Origin of the sequence: Erythrobacter crassostreae, from assembly GCF_019204045.1 — a bacterium.
Taxonomy (GTDB): domain Bacteria; phylum Pseudomonadota; class Alphaproteobacteria; order Sphingomonadales; family Sphingomonadaceae; genus Erythrobacter; species Erythrobacter crassostreae.
In genome coordinates, this window is sequence record NZ_JAGSPC010000001.1 from 896,501 (window position 1) to 912,220 (window position 15,720).

20 protein-coding genes are annotated in these 15,720 nt (G+C 57.1%); 13 read left to right on the forward strand and 7 right to left on the reverse strand.

Features of this window, described 5'->3' with window-relative positions; translation table 11 throughout:
* Window positions 1-34 precede the first annotated feature (34 nt).
* The 9 genes from KCG46_RS04435 (at window position 35) to KCG46_RS04475 (ending at window position 8,942) form a co-directional block, all read left to right on the forward strand.
* Complete coding sequence (locus KCG46_RS04435; RefSeq protein ID WP_255551761.1) at window positions 35-1,582, forward strand: class I adenylate-forming enzyme family protein; 1,548 nt, start codon at window positions 35-37, stop codon at window positions 1,580-1,582.
* A gap of 816 nt (window positions 1,583-2,398) precedes the next feature.
* A complete protein-coding gene (gene guaA / locus KCG46_RS04440; RefSeq protein ID WP_218404096.1) occupies window positions 2,399-3,988 on the forward strand; it encodes a glutamine-hydrolyzing GMP synthase in 1,590 nt (529 codons plus the stop codon).
* A 63-nt stretch (window positions 3,989-4,051) separates the two neighbouring features.
* Complete coding sequence (locus KCG46_RS04445; RefSeq protein WP_218404097.1) at window positions 4,052-4,330, forward strand: hypothetical protein; 279 nt, start codon at window positions 4,052-4,054, stop codon at window positions 4,328-4,330.
* A 47-nt stretch (window positions 4,331-4,377) separates the two neighbouring features.
* Window positions 4,378-4,911, forward strand: a complete 534-nt coding sequence (locus KCG46_RS04450; RefSeq protein WP_218404098.1) for a metal-dependent hydrolase — start codon at window positions 4,378-4,380, stop codon at window positions 4,909-4,911.
* 33 nt (window positions 4,912-4,944) lie between these two features.
* On the forward strand, window positions 4,945-5,814 hold the full coding sequence (locus KCG46_RS04455) for a hypothetical protein (protein WP_218404099.1): 870 nt from the start codon (window positions 4,945-4,947) through the stop codon (window positions 5,812-5,814).
* A gap of 18 nt (window positions 5,815-5,832) precedes the next feature.
* Complete coding sequence (locus KCG46_RS04460; protein ID WP_218404100.1) at window positions 5,833-6,537, forward strand: endonuclease III domain-containing protein; 705 nt, start codon at window positions 5,833-5,835, stop codon at window positions 6,535-6,537.
* On the forward strand, window positions 6,518-7,357 hold the full coding sequence (locus KCG46_RS04465) for a hypothetical protein (protein ID WP_255551762.1): 840 nt from the start codon (window positions 6,518-6,520) through the stop codon (window positions 7,355-7,357). The genes KCG46_RS04460 and KCG46_RS04465 overlap by 20 nt, the downstream gene beginning before the upstream one ends.
* Before the next feature lie 43 nt (window positions 7,358-7,400).
* The gene (locus KCG46_RS04470; protein WP_218404101.1) at window positions 7,401-8,063 is read left to right on the forward strand and encodes an endonuclease III domain-containing protein; all 663 of its coding nucleotides are present in this window, start codon (window positions 7,401-7,403) and stop codon (window positions 8,061-8,063) included.
* A gap of 57 nt (window positions 8,064-8,120) precedes the next feature.
* Window positions 8,121-8,942 (forward strand): DMT family transporter, encoded by an 822-nt coding sequence (locus KCG46_RS04475; protein WP_218404102.1) that lies wholly within the window; start codon window positions 8,121-8,123, stop codon window positions 8,940-8,942.
* A 15-nt stretch (window positions 8,943-8,957) separates the two neighbouring features.
* On the opposite strand, the gene KCG46_RS04480 is transcribed toward KCG46_RS04475, so the two are convergent.
* Window positions 8,958-9,305, reverse strand: coding sequence for a hypothetical protein (locus tag KCG46_RS04480; RefSeq protein WP_218404103.1), 348 nt, complete (start codon window positions 9,303-9,305; stop codon window positions 8,958-8,960).
* Between the two features lie 111 nt (window positions 9,306-9,416).
* Window positions 9,417-9,752: an ArsR/SmtB family transcription factor gene (locus KCG46_RS04485; protein ID WP_218404104.1), complete on the reverse strand. Its 336-nt coding sequence runs from the start codon at window positions 9,750-9,752 to the stop codon at window positions 9,417-9,419.
* A 131-nt stretch (window positions 9,753-9,883) separates the two neighbouring features.
* On the opposite strand from KCG46_RS04485, the gene KCG46_RS04490 reads away from it, so the two are divergent.
* Together KCG46_RS04490 and KCG46_RS04495 are read left to right on the forward strand one after the other, a co-directional pair.
* On the forward strand, window positions 9,884-10,858 hold the full coding sequence (locus KCG46_RS04490) for an NAD(P)H-dependent flavin oxidoreductase (protein WP_218404105.1): 975 nt from the start codon (window positions 9,884-9,886) through the stop codon (window positions 10,856-10,858).
* A 162-nt stretch (window positions 10,859-11,020) separates the two neighbouring features.
* Window positions 11,021-11,575, forward strand: coding sequence for a hypothetical protein (locus KCG46_RS04495; protein WP_218404106.1), 555 nt, complete (start codon window positions 11,021-11,023; stop codon window positions 11,573-11,575).
* On the opposite strand, the gene KCG46_RS04500 is transcribed toward KCG46_RS04495, so the two are convergent.
* The 3 genes from KCG46_RS04500 to KCG46_RS04510 all read right to left on the reverse strand — a co-directional run bounded on the left by KCG46_RS04500 (window position 11,572) and on the right by KCG46_RS04510 (window position 12,865).
* The gene (locus KCG46_RS04500; RefSeq protein WP_218404107.1) at window positions 11,572-12,027 is read right to left on the reverse strand and encodes a hypothetical protein; all 456 of its coding nucleotides are present in this window, start codon (window positions 12,025-12,027) and stop codon (window positions 11,572-11,574) included. The genes KCG46_RS04495 and KCG46_RS04500 overlap by 4 nt on opposite strands.
* A 75-nt stretch (window positions 12,028-12,102) precedes the next feature.
* Complete coding sequence (locus KCG46_RS04505; protein ID WP_218404108.1) at window positions 12,103-12,513, reverse strand: hypothetical protein; 411 nt, start codon at window positions 12,511-12,513, stop codon at window positions 12,103-12,105.
* A gap of 91 nt (window positions 12,514-12,604) precedes the next feature.
* A complete protein-coding gene (locus KCG46_RS04510) occupies window positions 12,605-12,865 on the reverse strand; it encodes a zinc-finger domain-containing protein (RefSeq protein ID WP_218405304.1) in 261 nt (86 codons plus the stop codon).
* 105 nt (window positions 12,866-12,970) lie between these two features.
* Here KCG46_RS04510 and KCG46_RS04515 point away from each other — a divergent pair, with 105 nt between their 5' ends.
* A complete protein-coding gene (locus tag KCG46_RS04515) occupies window positions 12,971-13,924 on the forward strand; it encodes an ABC transporter ATP-binding protein (RefSeq protein ID WP_218404109.1) in 954 nt (317 codons plus the stop codon).
* Window positions 13,924-14,928: an MBL fold metallo-hydrolase gene (locus tag KCG46_RS04520; RefSeq protein ID WP_218404110.1), complete on the forward strand. Its 1,005-nt coding sequence runs from the start codon at window positions 13,924-13,926 to the stop codon at window positions 14,926-14,928. The genes KCG46_RS04515 and KCG46_RS04520 overlap by 1 nt, the downstream gene beginning before the upstream one ends.
* Here the strand turns inward: KCG46_RS04520 and KCG46_RS04525 are convergent.
* Window positions 14,891-15,511, reverse strand: a complete 621-nt coding sequence (locus tag KCG46_RS04525) for a hypothetical protein (RefSeq protein WP_218404111.1) — start codon at window positions 15,509-15,511, stop codon at window positions 14,891-14,893. The genes KCG46_RS04520 and KCG46_RS04525 overlap by 38 nt on opposite strands.
* Window positions 15,484-15,648, reverse strand: a complete 165-nt coding sequence (locus KCG46_RS04530; protein ID WP_218404112.1) for a hypothetical protein — start codon at window positions 15,646-15,648, stop codon at window positions 15,484-15,486. Before KCG46_RS04530 ends, KCG46_RS04525 begins: the two co-directional genes overlap by 28 nt.
* Window positions 15,649-15,720: the final 72 nt, after the last annotated feature.

A 15,720-nucleotide genomic window follows, 5' to 3' on the forward strand; every position in this document is an offset into this window, starting at 1 on the left:
TGCGTCGCGCCCTGCCTTGTCTACATCTTGCGCCATGACCCATGAAACCATGATCGGCAAACTCGCCGAACCCTTCGGCTCTTTCCATGAAATTCTGCGCGGCTGGGCGGTCCATCACCCTGACAAGATCGCTTTGATCGATGAAACCCGTGATTGCGCATGGGCCGAATTGATCGGCGAGGTTGAACGCTTGGCAGCGCGGCTGGTCGAAACCGGGTTGGAGCGCGGCCAATCGGTTGCGATTCTAGGGTATTCCAGTGTCAATTATGCCCTCGTATTCCTCGCTGCTGTTCGGGCAGGCGGAGTGGCAGCACCGCTGACGACCTCTGCCTCTCCCGATCAACTCGTCGGAATGGCAAAGGATTCCGGCGCCCGGCATCTGTTTATCGATAGTGCCAAAGCAGACGAGCTGGGGCCGGACTTCATGTCTGATCTGATCCGCATCCCGCTGGAGGAGATTGGTGGTTGGATGGCGCCTCCCGGCAGCGTGGCTCCGGTGTTTGAGCCCGCCCCTGGCGACCCCTTCAACATTATCTATTCAAGCGGGACGACCGGAATTCCGAAAGGGATCGTCCATTCGCACCAAATGCGTTGGAGGCAATTCGGCGCAACGGCGTTGTCCTACCTCGAAGCAGGCTTGCCGGTTCGTTCGCTCGCATCCACGCCGCTTTATTCCAACACAACAATGGTGGCGTTTCTGCCTCCGTTGATGGCGGGCGGAACGGTGCGGATCATGGCCAAGTTCGACAGCGCAAAATGGCTTGCAAATGCGCAGGCCGACAAAGCGACCGTGACGATGCTGGTTCCGGTTCAATATCAACGCCTGATGGATTTTACCGGATTCGATGATTTCGATCTTTCATCACTGGCGCTGAAATATTGTACGTCTGCGCCGTTCTCCGCTGAATTGAAGCGCGAAGTGCTGGACCGGATGCCAGGCGGACTGATTGAGATTTACTCGATGACGGAAGGCGGGGTTGTCTGCCTGCTGCCAGCCCATGAGTTTCCCGACAAGCTGCATACTGTTGGCCGGCCTGCTCCGGGCAGCGAGCTCAAAGTGCTGGATGATGATGATAAGCCTGTGCCAGCGGGGACTGCAGGCAATCTGATTGGCCGTTCGATGACGATGATGAGCGGCTACAAAAATCGCCCTGACAAAACCGCTGAGGCGCAATGGACCGATCCCGAAACTGGCGAAGCATGGATGCGGATGGGCGATATTGGGCGGGTGGACGAACAAGGTTTCGTCGAACTGGTCGGCCGCGCCAAGGACATGATAATTTCCGGCGGGTTTAACATCTATCCGAGCGATCTCGAGAACGAGCTGGAAAGGGAAGCGGACGTGGTCGAAGCTGCTGTTGTCGGCATTGCATCAAAACAATGGGGCGAAACGCCGGTTGGCTTCGCAGTCCTGAAAGAAAGTGCGCGCAGCAGCGCGGAGATTTGCGGTGCAGTAAATGCGCGGCTGGGTAAGACGCAGCGGCTGTCCGTGCTTCATCCGATCGATGAGATGCCGCGCAGCCATATTGGGAAATTGCTGAAGACCGATTTGCGCGATCTCGCAGAAAAACTTGGCTCTTGAACGAATTGGCGCGGCGTTCCGGTTTGTGCCGGGACGCCGCGCGCAATTCTCGGTTCGATCACACGATGAGTGTGTTGAACGAAACCGTGCTGATGCCGATCGCAATAACGATTGCGACCATTTTTTCAGTCAAAGCGGTCATAATTCATACTCCTGATAAGGCCGATATTTGGGCCTCTCGAAGCCGGGGTAGCCTCGAGGTTCTGGTCATAAATACGAAGCATCGAGAAACATTGTTACTGTGCTACGTATAATTATTTCTGCATGCATTGATCGAATTTCTCGATTGATAGAGAGGCAATGCTTGATGCGGGCGGGTTGCAGGGTGGAGACGCAGCCACCGTTTCGGGGGGGGGGGAGAGAATGGTGGCCGCGTCTCGCTCGCTGCATTTGCGTTACTTTAAACGACCTGGCGCGGGGGATTGCGCCGATACCATGCGAGGGGGGGAGGATACGGCGCAGCGCTGGAAGGCATCTGCGGCGATCGGTTCGCAAGGTTGGCCGCTTGCAGGTAACAAGCAGACAGGCAGCACGTCCTCGTATTGAATTCGCGCTGCGCATCGCAACGGACCGAGGTGGAGAGAGAGTACCGCGATGTCCGTTACGAGGGCCTATGTGATGTTCGATTGCATGAAACTCAAATGACAAAATGTGCAATTTGATTGCGCATTTTGCAACATATGAATTCTCGCTACGGCACCGCGCGGTTGCGAGCGCCGCTGCATCACATGACGCCCCGATATTAATTGTCGAAAGCCTTGCTGCCGCCGTGTTCGCGCGCTGGACAGCGCCGCCCTCGCTCCGTAACTCGGCCGAATGGATGCACAGCAACAATCAGATTCGATCCTGCCGGACTCAATCCTTATCGTGGATTTCGGCAGCCAAGTTACCCAGCTGATTGCGCGCCGCGTGCGGGAAGCTGGCGTTTATTCGGAAATTGCCCCGTTCGGCATGGCCGAAGCGGCGTTTGAGCGGATGAAGCCGAAGGGCATTATTCTGTCCGGATCGCCTGCCAGTGTCCCGGATGAAGGCAGCCCGCGTGCCCCGCAAAGCTTTTTCGAAGCGGGCATCCCGATCCTTGGCATTTGTTACGGGCAGCAGGTGATGAGCCAGCAGCTCGGCGGTGAAGTGCGCCCTGGTCATGAGACCGGTGAAGGCGGTGAATTTGGCAGAGCCTATCTCACGGTCACCAAAGATTGCGCCTTGTTCGACGGGCTCTGGAAAGAAGGCGAGCGCCATCAGGTTTGGATGAGCCACGGCGATAAAGTCACCCAGTTCGCACCCGGTTTTGAAATTGTCGCCACCAGCGATGGCGCACCGTTTGCGGTGATCGCCGATGAAGAGCGCCAGTTTTACGGCACCCAGTTCCACCCTGAAGTGGTTCACACGCCCGACGGCGGCAAACTGCTCGCAAACTTCGTCCACCGTGTGTGCGGATTGACTGGCGACTGGTCGATGGCGGCATACCGCGACACAAAAATTCGCGAAATCCGCGAGCAGGTGGGAGACGGCAAAGTTATTTGCGGCCTGTCCGGCGGTGTCGACAGCTCGGTCGCCGCGATCCTGATCCACGAAGCCATTGGTGACCAACTAACCTGCGTCTTTGTCGATCACGGCCTTTTGCGCCTGAACGAACGCGAACAGGTCGAGACGATGTTCCGCGATCACTACAACATCCCGCTGGTCGTGGTGGATGCCGAAGAACAGTTCATGAGCGGCCTTGCCGGTGTCACCGATCCGGAAGCCAAGCGCAAATTCATCGGAAAAACCTTCATCGATGTGTTTGATGCCGAAGCGAAGAAAATCGGCGGCGCAGACTTCCTTGCGCAGGGCACGCTTTATCCGGACGTGATTGAAAGCGTCAGTTTTACCGGCGGGCCAAGCGTAACAATCAAAAGCCACCACAATGTTGGCGGTCTGCCAGAACGCATGAACATGCAACTGGTCGAACCACTCCGTGAACTCTTCAAAGATGAAGTGCGGGCATTGGGCCGCGAGCTTGGTCTACCGGATCAATTTGTCGGGCGGCACCCGTTCCCCGGACCGGGCCTTGCGATCCGCATTCCCGGCGAAGTCACCAAAGAACGCTGCGATATCCTGCGCAAAGCCGACGCCATCTACCTCGAGGAGATCCGCAACGCCGGACTGTATGATGCGATCTGGCAGGCATTCGCCGTGCTGCTTCCGGTTAAAACCGTCGGCGTGATGGGCGACGGGCGCACATATGACAGCGTCTGCGGCCTACGCGCAGTAACCAGCACCGACGGAATGACCGCCGATGTCTACCCGTTCGACGCCAGCTTCCTAACCGGCTGCGCAACCCGCATCGTCAACGAAGTGCAAGGCGTCAACCGCGTGGTCTATGACTATACAAGCAAGCCGCCGGGTACCATTGAGTGGGAGTAGTAAAAGTCCAGCACTTGAATTAATACAGTCGAGAGCCATTTGAAATTCCGAAAGGAACTGAAAGTGGCTAAAAATAAACGCGGGATTCCCGATCTTCGTCAGAGAATAAGAGAAATAGCAGACGAAGAAAATTTAGATGAGTTGCATGATATTGCCGATGAAATGCACCGCAATTCTCCTATTAGACGAGCCAAAAACCAAAGTCAGACATTGACTCCAGAACTTGCGAAAAAAATCAGAGATTTTGCAAAAAAGCATCCCAATATGCATCAAAGAGACATCGCGCCAAAGTTCAATGTAAACCCTGGACGAGTATCGCAAGCGATGAACAACGAAGTCTAACCTCCTCCAGCCTCAATCAGAAGCGAAGTTCCTGTTTAGACCAACCCATGCCAACAATCTTCACCCACGCCATTGTTCCTCTGGCCATCGCCGCCGCAGCCGGGCGCGGGGTTGTTTCTCCTAAAGTTGCCATTGCTGGTGCGATCTTTGCGATTGCCCCTGATGCCGATGTTGCCGGGTTCAAGCTGGGCGTTGAATATGCCGATGCATGGGGGCACCGCGGCGCGACGCACTCGCTTGCCTTTGCGGCAATTTGCGCTGGCGTATTAAGCCTGGTTTGGCGTGAGGCTCGCAGCCTTGGCGCATTTGTTTTCCTGACAATGGCGATGGCCAGTCACGGGCTTCTCGATACGCTAACAAGCGGCGGGTTGGGCGCCGCTTTATGGTGGCCGTTTGATGATGCGCGCATCTTTGCGCCGATTACTCCGGTCCGCGTTTCACCCATCGGCATGGGCTTTTTCTCGGCGCGGGGGCTTGATACCTTGCTGTCTGAAATAAAGTGGATCTGGCTGCCTTGCTCAAGCATCGCGTTCGCCGGCTGGGGGCTGCGCCGTGCGAAAGGGGCCGTGCAAAAGGGGTAGCCAAACCGTACTGATCGTGCATAATTGACAACGATGACAATTTGCAAACTCACACTCGCCCTGACCGCCGCTTCCATTGCATTCGCGCCGGTCTCCCTAGCATTTGCTCATGAGGAACAGGCGCCAGACGCCGTCTCGTGCGATGAAGCGCCGATGATCGGCAAATTTGATCCGACGCGCGATCTGCTGATCGCGAACTATGACAGCAAGCCTGACGTGGACGACCTGCAAGCGGTCGCTGGCCTTGGCACGATGCTGGCCGATCCAGCCTTTGCCTGTGTCCGTTTTATTGCGACCGCCGGAGCATACGGGACGCAGGGTGGCGAGTTCATTCCGGCGGCCAAATTGTTCAACCTCGCCTTTGGCAAAAACTGGGTCGATGCACACGGAGACCGTGATGCGGCGGTTGCGCGTCTGACCAAGGAAGCGCGGGCCGCTTTGGAAGCAGGCGGCAGAGTCTGGATCACCGAAGCGGGTCAATCCGATGTTTCGGCAGCGGCCATTCGCGGTCTTCGCGAGGAGATGTGGGGCAACGTCCACCTCGTCCAACACTCCGACTGGAACGAGAAAACCACCAGTGAAGCCGACATCTATTTCGTCCGCCGCAAAGTCCGCTACCACCGCATCTCTGACGGGAATTTCGCGGGCAATGGCACGCCCAGCTTCGCCACGGATGAAGCGTATCACTGGCCCGCTTTGCTAAACGATCCCGTGATCGGGCCGATCTGGATTGAGGCAAAGCGCCTTTCCGATCTGCACAACCCCACCGCCGCCTATGTCAATCCGGCGGTGAGCGCGGGCGGGCTGGATTTCTCCGACACGGTCGAGCCTGCCTACGTCTTTGGCTATGAAGGCATGGCGGGTGTGGGTGATTTCGTAGAGCGGTTTGCGCGCCGCCCGTGATCATGCGATCCGACCGGTATGGAGCTGCCACTCGGACCTGATCCCCGTACCGAAATTCTGCGCAGGATGCAGGCCGCGCTGATCGCAGCGTTTGGGCGCATCGTAAGACCGCCCGAGAAACGCCGCGATCCTGTATGGGTGCTGGTTCACGGCGTGATCGGTGCGCAGACCAAAACCGCAGCCTCCAATGCTTCCACTGACGCTCTGCTTGCCGAGTTTGGGTCGTGGGAAGCCGTTGCCGAAGTGTCGCTCGAAGAACTCGAAGCGCGGCTCAAGCGGCAGACTTTTCCAAGCGTCGCAGCAAAGCGTTTGAAGGATTGCCTAACCTTCATCATTCAAGAGCGCGGCAGCGTCGATCTGCGACATCTCTCCAATCTCGAAACCGCAGAAGCGATGGCGTGGCTCGAAACGCTGCCGGGCGTGGCGCGTAAAAACAGCGCGGGCGTGATGAACGCATCGAACTTCAACCGCAAAGCCATGGTGATCGACGGGCATCACCGCCGGATTATGCAGCGTATGGGGATCGTCACTGCCAAAGCGGACAACGCGAAGACTTACAATGCGCTGATGCCGATTGTTCCGGTCGAATGGACGGCAGAGGATATGGACGAACATCATTTGCTCTTAAAGAAGCTGGGCCAGACCCATTGCCGCCCGCGCAAAGCCGATTGCGAGGATTGCCCTGTCCGCAGCGATTGCGAATTTGCGCGGCACGCGCCATGACAGTCGCGACAAGATTCAAGGGAATGCGATGATGAGCTGGGAAGATCAATTTGCCGAGGATGCCGATCAACGCGACGGCGAAGCGCGCGGAAAATCGCGCAGCGTAACGGTCGGCTGGACGGTCCGATTTCCGCAGGGCGGCGATGCCATCTGGTCTGCGCCAAAACCCTTCACACGGAAAGATCCAAAGCCTGCGTCAGCGAAATCTGTGCAGGTCTGCCCCGCAGCAATCGATTTTGACCGGCGGCATTTTGTCATTCCGTCCCCCATCGATCTGACGCTCTCGATCGCCCGTCAGCCCAATGGCCAGCTGCAGTTGATGGACGCGGACGGGGACAAATCGGCCATGCGGGCAAAAGGTCGCAATGGCATGATGGTGATGCACCCACCGAGTGAGTGGCGCCATCCAGAGCGCCCCGTGATCCAAATCGTCGCGCCGTATGTGTTTGTCGCGGATGAGCCGTGCTATGTCGTCCAAACTGCGCCGTATCTGGATTACTTCCCGACCCCGCGCCCCGGCGTACAGATGGGCGGACGCTTTCCGGTTCATATCTGGCCGCGTCCCCTCAGCTGGGGCTTTGAGTGGCACGATGTGAGCAAGCCGTTGGTGCTCAAACGCGGTGAGCCGTGGTTCTATGTCCGTTTCGAAACGGAGAACCCCGGCGCGCATGTTCGGCTGGTCGAGCAGGAACAGACGCCCGAGCTTGAAAAGTATCTCGACAGCATCGTTGATGTTTCGAACTACGTGAACAAAACCTACTCGCTGTTCGGCGAAGCGCGCCGGATCAGGCCGGAAAAACTGCTCAAGCCAAAGAGCTAACCGCTCGCGGGAACTGGATTGATACGCTGTTCGCTGTTGCTGTATGCTCAGCGAAGAACAGGTCGAGACCGTATACTACAAACTGTCCGAGGCGATGCCGGGGAGGACGAAGAATGCGAAGGGGCCAAAGGGGCAGCCCGACGCGTTCCGGTCCTGCATTTCTTGTATGCTTTCGGCTCAATCGCTCGACCGGAACACGGCGGCGGCCACGCGCGCTTTGTTTAAGCTCGCCAAGACACCGGAAGATATGCTCGCGCTGGATGACGAAACGATTGCCGCTGCTATCAAGCCGTGCGGGCTCTACAACAACAAGACGAAGAACATCCGCAAATTCTGCACCGCCTTGATTGAGGAGCGCGGCTGCGTTGTGCCGGACACGCGTGAAGGTCTGATGAGCCTGCCCGGGATTGGCCGAAAATGCGCAGACATCGTGATGAGCTTTACCTTCGGCAAAGATGTGATCGCGGTGGATACGCATGTTCACAGGGTCTGCAACCGCATCGGATTGACTGATGCAAAGACGGCCGAGAAAACGGCGCAGCAGCTTGAGGAACGCAGCCCCGAATGGGCAATGGCGGACGGGCATTTCTGGCTGATCCAGTTCGGCAAGCGTGTGTGCCGCGCGCGGGTGCCCAAGTGCGAAATATGCGTTGTGAGCGACCAGTGCGAGACGGGGCCGATTGTGCGGGATAAAGACGAAGCATAGAGCGGAGTAAGCCCGCGGTCCCGGCTAACGAACATCGGGTGAGGCACAGGAGGCCCTATGCGTTCAACCGCAGTCACTGTCTTGATGGCGACATTGGCGATTATTGCATTTGCCGGAAATTCGCTGATCGCGCGGGCTGCCTTGGCCGACGGCGCGATAGAGGCTGGCGCTTTCTCCGCGATCCGGCTGGCGGCGGGCGCGCTTGTCCTGCTGCCCTTCCTCGGCAAGATGCCTTCGCTGCGCGACGCGACCGGTGCGGTCTCGCTTGCGGTATACGTCGCGGGCTTTTCGCTCGCTTATCTCAGTTTGGGTGCAGCCATCGGCGCGCTTATCCTGTTTGCGTGTGTGCAGGCGACGATCATCGCTGTGGGATATTGGCGCGGCGAAGGTTTGACTCTGCTCGGCTGGGCTGGCCTCGTCATGGCAATGGGCGGTTTGGTCGTCTTGCTTGCGCCGGGTGGGGAACCTGTCGAGATTGGCGCCGCCGTGATGATGGCAACCGCCGGTATCGCATGGGGCGCTTATACAGTGATTGGGCGCGGCAGCGGCGATGCCAGCGGCAGCACAGCCCGCAACTTCTTACTCGCCACGCCGCTCGTATTGCCGATGCTGTGGCTGGATAGCGGAGTACCGAGCTCGCATGGCGTGTTTCTCGCCGTAATCGCAGGCGCTCTCACTTCGGGATTGGGTTATGTCATTTGGTACAAGGTCACACCGCGCCTTGGTTTTGGCACGGTGGCAAGTGTCCAATTGGCAACGCCGGTGGTTACCGCAATTGGCGGCGTGCTGTTGCTGTCCGAACCGCTCGATTGGCGATTGATCGCGGGAGGCATTTTGATCGTCGGCGGTATCGTTTTGACTATCATCAAGCCCGGTTAGGACGCTGCTTAGATATCAGGCGTCCGCTTCGGGCCAATTGATGCACTTGCGCTGGGCAAGCCAGCCCGATCCCGCGCCAATTCCGATCAGAGCCAATACGAAGATAATTGTGCCCGGATCAGGGACTTCGGTCAGCGCACCTTCGGTCAATAGCACCAGAACAACCACTATGGCCGCCGCTGTAATGGCGCCATTTGCTGCCCCTTGCCATGGGCCCGGCTCAAACAGTTTCAGCATTGAAATACCGATCGCGCAGCCGAGCGGGGCAGTGATGACAAAAGCGATCAAGACCGCGGGAAGGGCCGTATAAATCGTTCCTAGAATGAGCACTCCGAAAGCCGCCTGCGGGGCTGCCTGTACCAATGGCCAAGCTAGTAGAAACGAGCACAACAATGCCAAAATAGGCAAGCGCTGATGCCAGCAAACCAGCCAGGTAGAAATCGGGCACAGTGGGCGTTGATTGATCAACGTAGCTCATGCTTTATCTTCTCCGGTTTGAGCCGGCAGGTCGTCGCTGCCGGGCAATTTCCGCTCGGCCGAAAGGGCGCGTGCCTCGGGACAGAACGGAGTCAGAAAAGCGTAGAGATTATTGGCGAGCTTATCGGCGGCGATGGAATAGATCACTTCCTGACCGCGCTTTTGCCGGTGCAGAAGTCCGGCGTCATGCAGCACGGCAATATGTTTGGAGATTGACGGCATCGCCATGTCAAAATTTGCCGCAATCTCGCCCACGGTCATCGGCCCGCCCGCCAGATGGTTCAAAATGCGCCTGCGAGGCGTAGAGGCCAGTGCCTTGAAAGCCTTTTCCATAGATAATTTCCTAAATAGGAAAATATCTAATTACAAGCGATTTCCTGCTTTGGTTTCCGTCACGTCATGCTTGCCTCGTTCGCGATTTTTCGACAGGTTCCTCCGCAAAGAACCATCAGGAGAGTGATCCCATGAAAACCGCCATCACCGAAATGTTCGGCATTAAGCATCCCATTATTCAAGGCGGCATGCACTATGTCGGCTTTGCCGAAATGGCGGCGGCGGTTTCCAATGCGGGCGGGCTGGGCATCATTACTGGTTTGACGCAGGGTACGCCTGAGAAACTCGCGAACGAAATCGCGCGGTGTCACGATATGACGGACAAGCCTTTTGGCGTGAACCTCACGATCCTGCCAACGCTCACCCCGCCTGACTATCCGGGTCTAGTAAAGGCGGTGATCGAAGGCGGTGTTAAAGTGGTCGAGACGGCTGGTCGCAATCCGGTCGAGCTGCTGCCACCGCTCAAAGAGGCGGGCATCAAAGTGATCCACAAATGCACGAGCGTGCGCCATTCTTTGAAAGCCCAAGACATTGGCTGTGATGCGGTTTCTGTCGATGGCTTTGAATGCGGCGGCCACCCTGGCGAGGACGACATTCCGAACTTTATCCTCCTGCCGCGCGCCGCAGACGAGCTCGATATTCCCTTCGTTTCCAGCGGCGGCATGGCCGACGGGCGCAGCCTTGTCGCATCGCTCGCCATGGGCGCGCAGGGTATGAATATGGGCACACGCTTTATCGCCACACAGGAAGCGCCGGTGCACGAAAATGTGAAGAAGGCGATTGTTGCAGCTTCCGAGCTTGATACCCGCCTCGTCATGCGCCCGCTGCGCAACACCGAACGTGTGCTGGCCAACGAAGCGGTTGATCGCTTGCTCGAAAAGGAAAAAGAGCTAGGCGATGCGATTACTATTCAGGACATTCTGCCAGAAGTTGCGGGCGTATATCCCAAGATCATGATGGAAGGCGCAATGGACGAAGGCGCGTGGAGCTGCGGCATGGTCGCGGGTCTGATCAGTGACATTCCGACCTGTCAGGAATTGATCGATGGCATCATGAGCGAAGCCGATGCGATTTTGGGCCGTATGAATGCAATGTCGGCTGCCTAGGCATACTTCCCTAGGCCACGCGAGGAAATCCGTGATCATTTCCCTTTAGCCAAAGCATATTCGCGCGGTTCCTCCGGAAGGTGGCTCCGGGCGGATACGGGATCATAGGCTTGGATTGGCGACACTGCGCTTCGTGCGCACAGATTGCCGATGGGAATTGATATGGAACAGGCGATCGCGCTTGATAGCTGGATTGTGCTCTGCGTTGCGCCGTGCATCATCACATGGCTGCTTGGACAATTTTACGGAACATGGCGTTCTCGGCGAGTGATCACGGATCAGGACTACGGTCTGATCCCTCTCGCCAGACCGCTGATGTTCGCTGCTCCGCCGATCCATAATCGCCGCACCCGTCATCCCGCCGCACCGATGGATCCATCATCATTGCTGGCCAACAAACCTTGCTTCCGGACCGAGAATACCGGGGCCGCAGTAGACACACCTGATACGCTGCATGATCAGGTCAGTGCCATGAATACGACGAAAATGCAGGATGAACGTTTCGCCGCTGGCGCGCTTGAAGATTACCGATATTCTATCGCGGCCCTGCGCCAGTCAGATAGGCAGGATTCTACGATCGCTGCCTATCCTGTGGGGTACGCCCGCGAGCAAATTTATCCGGAATTGCTTCGAATAACAGATTTGGCGCCGGTTCCCCCGCACATGCGCGCAAGCGAACTCGTGGCACAGCGAAGCGCTAAACCGGAAGCGGCTTAGCTCGCTTCCTTGACCTGTTCAGCCTTGGTGTAGGGTACGAAATCTTCAAAGAAGACAGCGCCAGTGAACATGCCGATACCGCGATCGACGGTGTGGACCATATCCAGTTTACAAATCTGGCTGGCATTGAAACGGCGCGAGACGAGGATATCGTCACGGTCGATCTTGTCCGGATTCTTGGTCCGTTGCACGTAGATTGTACGGCCGCTGCCATAGACATACGCAGTGTCGTCAACAACACGCAGACGCTCATTCGGACGGGTACGGATGCAGCGCGTCGGCTCTCCGGCAACGCGGCCTTCAAGGATATCGGCGAGCTTCTTCTCACCTTTGGTCATTTCGGTATCAGCCGCATTTTCACTGTGATCGTCGGCAATTGCCGGTTGACCAACCAGAAAGGCAAGGGCGGCAGCGCCAGTGAGGGTGAAAGCTTTACGAGGGGTAGACATCATGCATTCTCCTTTGGCCTGAAGGTGGTGAGACTAGGTATCATAGAATGAACGCGCGATGAGCGGTTTGGTGCCGGATCAATCCCGTTCGATATCTAGGTCTACAGCGTATTCCGGGGTGCTGCTGTAATTCTTTTCTTGCAGTTCCAGCTCGATCGACGTTTCGGAGCCGTCAGAATGTTCGATTTCGGCCTTGTAGCTGCTCAGGATTGTAACCTTGCCATAGCCTTCCGCATCCCTCGGTTCGAAAGGGACCCCCAGGCATTCTTTGATCTGGATACGATACGCGGAAAAGAGCGTTTTGGCCTCTCGTTCATTGCCTTCGAAAGACCACTCGCAGTTTAGCTCCAGGCTTTCTTTGCCAGGGACGGTCTCGCAATATGTCGCGTTGCGGATAAAGGTTGGCTTGCCTCGGTATTTCAGATCAAGCGCGTCTTCACGATTGATCTCTATTGCCAGTCCGCGAACCTTGGACTTTGCGCCCGACATTAACGCGGAAATGACGTCGCATTCGCGGTCTGCAGCGATCGACTGGGTTGGCAGCGAGAGTGCGAGCGCGGCAGCAAGGGCAAGAGCCGGTCTACCGATGGCCGGGATCCGTGCCTTCGGAGATATCGTGCAGGCTCGCCTGATCCGCACCATCCGCAGGGCCACCTTTCAGCACAAAGCGGCGATCACAATATCCGCAATCGACATAGCCGTGCTCGTCAATCTCAAGATAGATGCGCGGATGGCCCAGCGCAGCAGGGCGATAATTCTCGCCAGCGCGGATTCCGCTCGCGCCGTCACAGCTGACGCGCTTTGTTTCGACCAACAGGGTTTCAGGTGGTGGGATGTTCATAAGGACATGCGAATAATCGTGCTCGGCGGTGAATTCAATCTCAATTGCGTTTCTGTGCCGCACTGATGCTTGCCCGCCGCGAGAGGCTGACCTAGGGCAAGCCGCATGTCCACTCCTCCCGCAATCCGCATCGAAAACCTCGCCAAACGCTATGCCGCACCAAAAGGTGCGAAAGGCGAAGATGCAGAGGGTAAACTTGCGCTGAATGGTGTGAGTTTTGACGTACCCGAAGGATCGATTTTTGGTCTGCTTGGCCCCAATGGCGCGGGCAAATCGACTTTGATCAATATTCTTGCGGGTATCGTGAACAAGACCAGCGGATCGGCCAATATCTGGGGTTTTGATATTGATGAGCAGCGCCGCAATGCTAGCCGGTCCATCGGGATCGTGCCGCAGGAGATCGTCTTTGATCCGTTTTTCACGCCTTACGAGGTGCTGGAAAACCAAGGCGGGTTTTACGGCATTTCCGGAAAAGATCGCCGCAGCGAGGAATTGCTGGCGGCGGTGCGGCTGGCGGACAAGCGCAACGCCTATGCCCGCACATTGTCAGGCGGCATGAAACGCCGCTTGTTGGTCGCCAAAGCTATGGTTCATTCCCCGCCGATCCTAGTGCTTGATGAGCCTACCGCCGGCGTCGATGTCGAATTGCGCCGGCAGCTGTGGGAGCTGGTCAAGGAGATGAACCAAGAAGGCGTTACCGTGGTGCTGACCACGCATTATCTCGAAGAAGCCGAGGAACTGTGCGATGAGATTGCGATCATCAATCATGGTGAGCTGATCGCGCATAAACCGACCCGCGAATTGGTTGATATGGCGCGCGAAAAAATCGTGGCAGTAACGCTCGCCGAAGACCTTGGGCAGGCCCCAGCGCATGAGGCGTTTAGCAAGGTAGAGCTTGCTGGCGAGCGCGGGCTTGAGGTGACCTATAACAAGGATCAGCTAAACGCGGGCCAAGTGCTCGCTATCCTTCAGGAACAGGGCCTGACCGTCGAAGACGTGACCACCCGCGAGGCGGATCTGGAGGATGTGTTCGTCCAGCTTACTGGATCAGGGAGCTGATGGCTGGTTCCCTGCGATTCGCATTGACGCTTTCCGTTGCGCTCGCATTGCCGGGATGCGGATGGTTGGCTTTTGAAGACAAGAGCACAAGCCCGGAAAGTTCCCAGACCGGCAATGATGGCATACCCCGCGCAGAGCAGCCTGCGAATTGCCCCACCACAGGTGCGGCTTTGCAAGTGCTGGGCAGTGGGGGGCCTATTGCAGAGGCAGGCCGCGCCGGAACATCATATCTGCTCTGGATCGACGGCGAGGCAAAGCTGCTGATTGATGCAGGATCAGGCAGCTTTTTGCGCTTTGCCGAGGCGGGCGGAAAGGTCGCGTCGCTCGATGCGATCCTGCTGACGCATCTCCATGCCGATCACGCGGGCGATGTGATTGATATCCTCAACACGGGCGGGTTTGAAGGGCGCACCGAGCCGCTCACGCTTGTCGGGCCGGGTGAGGCCCCGCGTTTCCCTGCCACCAGCGAATTTATCGAGCGTTTGATCGCCAAAGAGGGCGGCGCGTTTGCTTATAATGGCGGATATGGTGACGGCACCGAAGGTAAGGCGCAGTTGGAAGTGCGTGATATCCCTTCGTTTGCCGGGAATGGTGAATTGACACCTCTCGACGTGTCGAATGATTTTTCCGTGATTGCCTATCCCGTTGATCACGGACCTGTCCCTGCATTGGCCTATGAAATTGACGTTGGCGGCAAATCGGTTGTTATCGCGGGCGATCAAAGCGGGCGCTCTGTGGTGTTCCAAATGATGATGGAGGATGCGAGCCCGGCGATCCTGTTTGCGCATCATGTGATCAATGGCGAAGACGGCCAGCCGCGCGGATTGCACCGAACTCCGGCGCAGATTGGCGAGCTTGCAGGGGCGATGAAGCCGCAGCGCCTTATCTTGACCCACAATATGGAACGCTCACTCAGCCGGATTGACGATAGCCTGAATGCGATCGGTCAAAGCTATTCCGGTGATGTCAGCGTGGCTGCTGATCTGGACTGTTACGCGCTGTAATCTGTAGGCGCTCAATATCCTGCCGCAGCTGGCTTTTGCGAAAACCAGCACCTGAAATCAGACGTTTCCAATCCGGCAAGTGGTCAAAATGCTGCAACTGCCGGTGGTAGTAATTAATGTATTCTAGTACCGTGAATACCGCTGCCGCTGTTGCGACCCACCGCTCTTCTGTTCCCACAGCCACTCCCTCAAAACTCCAGGCGGCTACCGCTGCTAGCACGGAAGCAACGCTGCAGATTGCCATCGGCAAGTCGAGCTTGGCGAGGGTGCTGATCGTGCCATCCGGCGAAATGCCATGTTCAATGTGATGAAGTTTGGCACGCCAATAGATGGTTCCGATTGCCAGCAGCGCCATCATCGGAACGATGGCAATCACCGAGGCTATGCCAATCTTTCCTCCTGAAAGAAACAGCATGGCGAGAGGAACAAGCGCGATGTTCGCGCCTTCCATCTTCCAATACATTTCGAGCCGGGAAATCACTTTGCCTCGGGCCGATTGAAGAGCGGGTTTTGCCATATCTGAACGGTGGCTTTGATAAGGCCGACATTCAAGCTCTATCGAACGTTGACCGATTTCCGCCATTGGCCCGTGCTTACGCGCTTGATCGATTTGCCGCAATTGCGGCATTCGCCTGCAAACCGCTCACCATCCCAGACGACGTCACGCCGCACAGGTTTGTGCTGGCCGGTAAGGCACTTTGTGATCGAAAGAACTGACATGGGCGAGGTCCCGGTCTCCTGAAAGTCGAATTGTTGAGGCACAAGCCGACCATATTGCGCGACCTGTTACGT

Excerpts from the sequence above, each read along its gene's own strand:
- KCG46_RS04530 (WP_218404112.1), bottom strand. The coding sequence starts at position 15,648 with ATGTCAGTTCTTTCGATCACAAAGTGCCTTACCGGCCAGCACAAACCT.
- KCG46_RS04505 (WP_218404108.1), bottom strand. The coding sequence starts at position 12,513 with ATGTCGGGCGCAAAGTCCAAGGTTCGCGGACTGGCAATAGAGATCAAT.
- KCG46_RS04455 (WP_218404099.1), top strand. The coding sequence starts at position 4,945 with ATGACAATTTGCAAACTCACACTCGCCCTGACCGCCGCTTCCATTGCA.
- KCG46_RS04510 (WP_218405304.1), bottom strand. The coding sequence starts at position 12,865 with ATGAACATCCCACCACCTGAAACCCTGTTGGTCGAAACAAAGCGCGTC.
- KCG46_RS04520 (WP_218404110.1), top strand. The coding sequence starts at position 13,924 with ATGGCTGGTTCCCTGCGATTCGCATTGACGCTTTCCGTTGCGCTCGCA.
- KCG46_RS04515 (WP_218404109.1), top strand. The coding sequence starts at position 12,971 with ATGTCCACTCCTCCCGCAATCCGCATCGAAAACCTCGCCAAACGCTAT.
- KCG46_RS04460 (WP_218404100.1), top strand. The coding sequence starts at position 5,833 with ATGGAGCTGCCACTCGGACCTGATCCCCGTACCGAAATTCTGCGCAGG.
- KCG46_RS04485 (WP_218404104.1), bottom strand. The coding sequence starts at position 9,752 with ATGGAAAAGGCTTTCAAGGCACTGGCCTCTACGCCTCGCAGGCGCATT.
- KCG46_RS04525 (WP_218404111.1), bottom strand. The coding sequence starts at position 15,511 with ATGGCGGAAATCGGTCAACGTTCGATAGAGCTTGAATGTCGGCCTTAT.
- KCG46_RS04450 (WP_218404098.1), top strand. The coding sequence starts at position 4,378 with ATGCCAACAATCTTCACCCACGCCATTGTTCCTCTGGCCATCGCCGCC.
- KCG46_RS04435 (WP_255551761.1), top strand. The coding sequence starts at position 35 with ATGACCCATGAAACCATGATCGGCAAACTCGCCGAACCCTTCGGCTCT.
- KCG46_RS04490 (WP_218404105.1), top strand. The coding sequence starts at position 9,884 with ATGAAAACCGCCATCACCGAAATGTTCGGCATTAAGCATCCCATTATT.
- KCG46_RS04500 (WP_218404107.1), bottom strand. The coding sequence starts at position 12,027 with ATGATGTCTACCCCTCGTAAAGCTTTCACCCTCACTGGCGCTGCCGCC.
- KCG46_RS04495 (WP_218404106.1), top strand. The coding sequence starts at position 11,021 with ATGGAACAGGCGATCGCGCTTGATAGCTGGATTGTGCTCTGCGTTGCG.
- KCG46_RS04470 (WP_218404101.1), top strand. The coding sequence starts at position 7,401 with ATGCTCAGCGAAGAACAGGTCGAGACCGTATACTACAAACTGTCCGAG.
- KCG46_RS04475 (WP_218404102.1), top strand. The coding sequence starts at position 8,121 with ATGCGTTCAACCGCAGTCACTGTCTTGATGGCGACATTGGCGATTATT.
- guaA (WP_218404096.1), top strand. The coding sequence starts at position 2,399 with ATGGATGCACAGCAACAATCAGATTCGATCCTGCCGGACTCAATCCTT.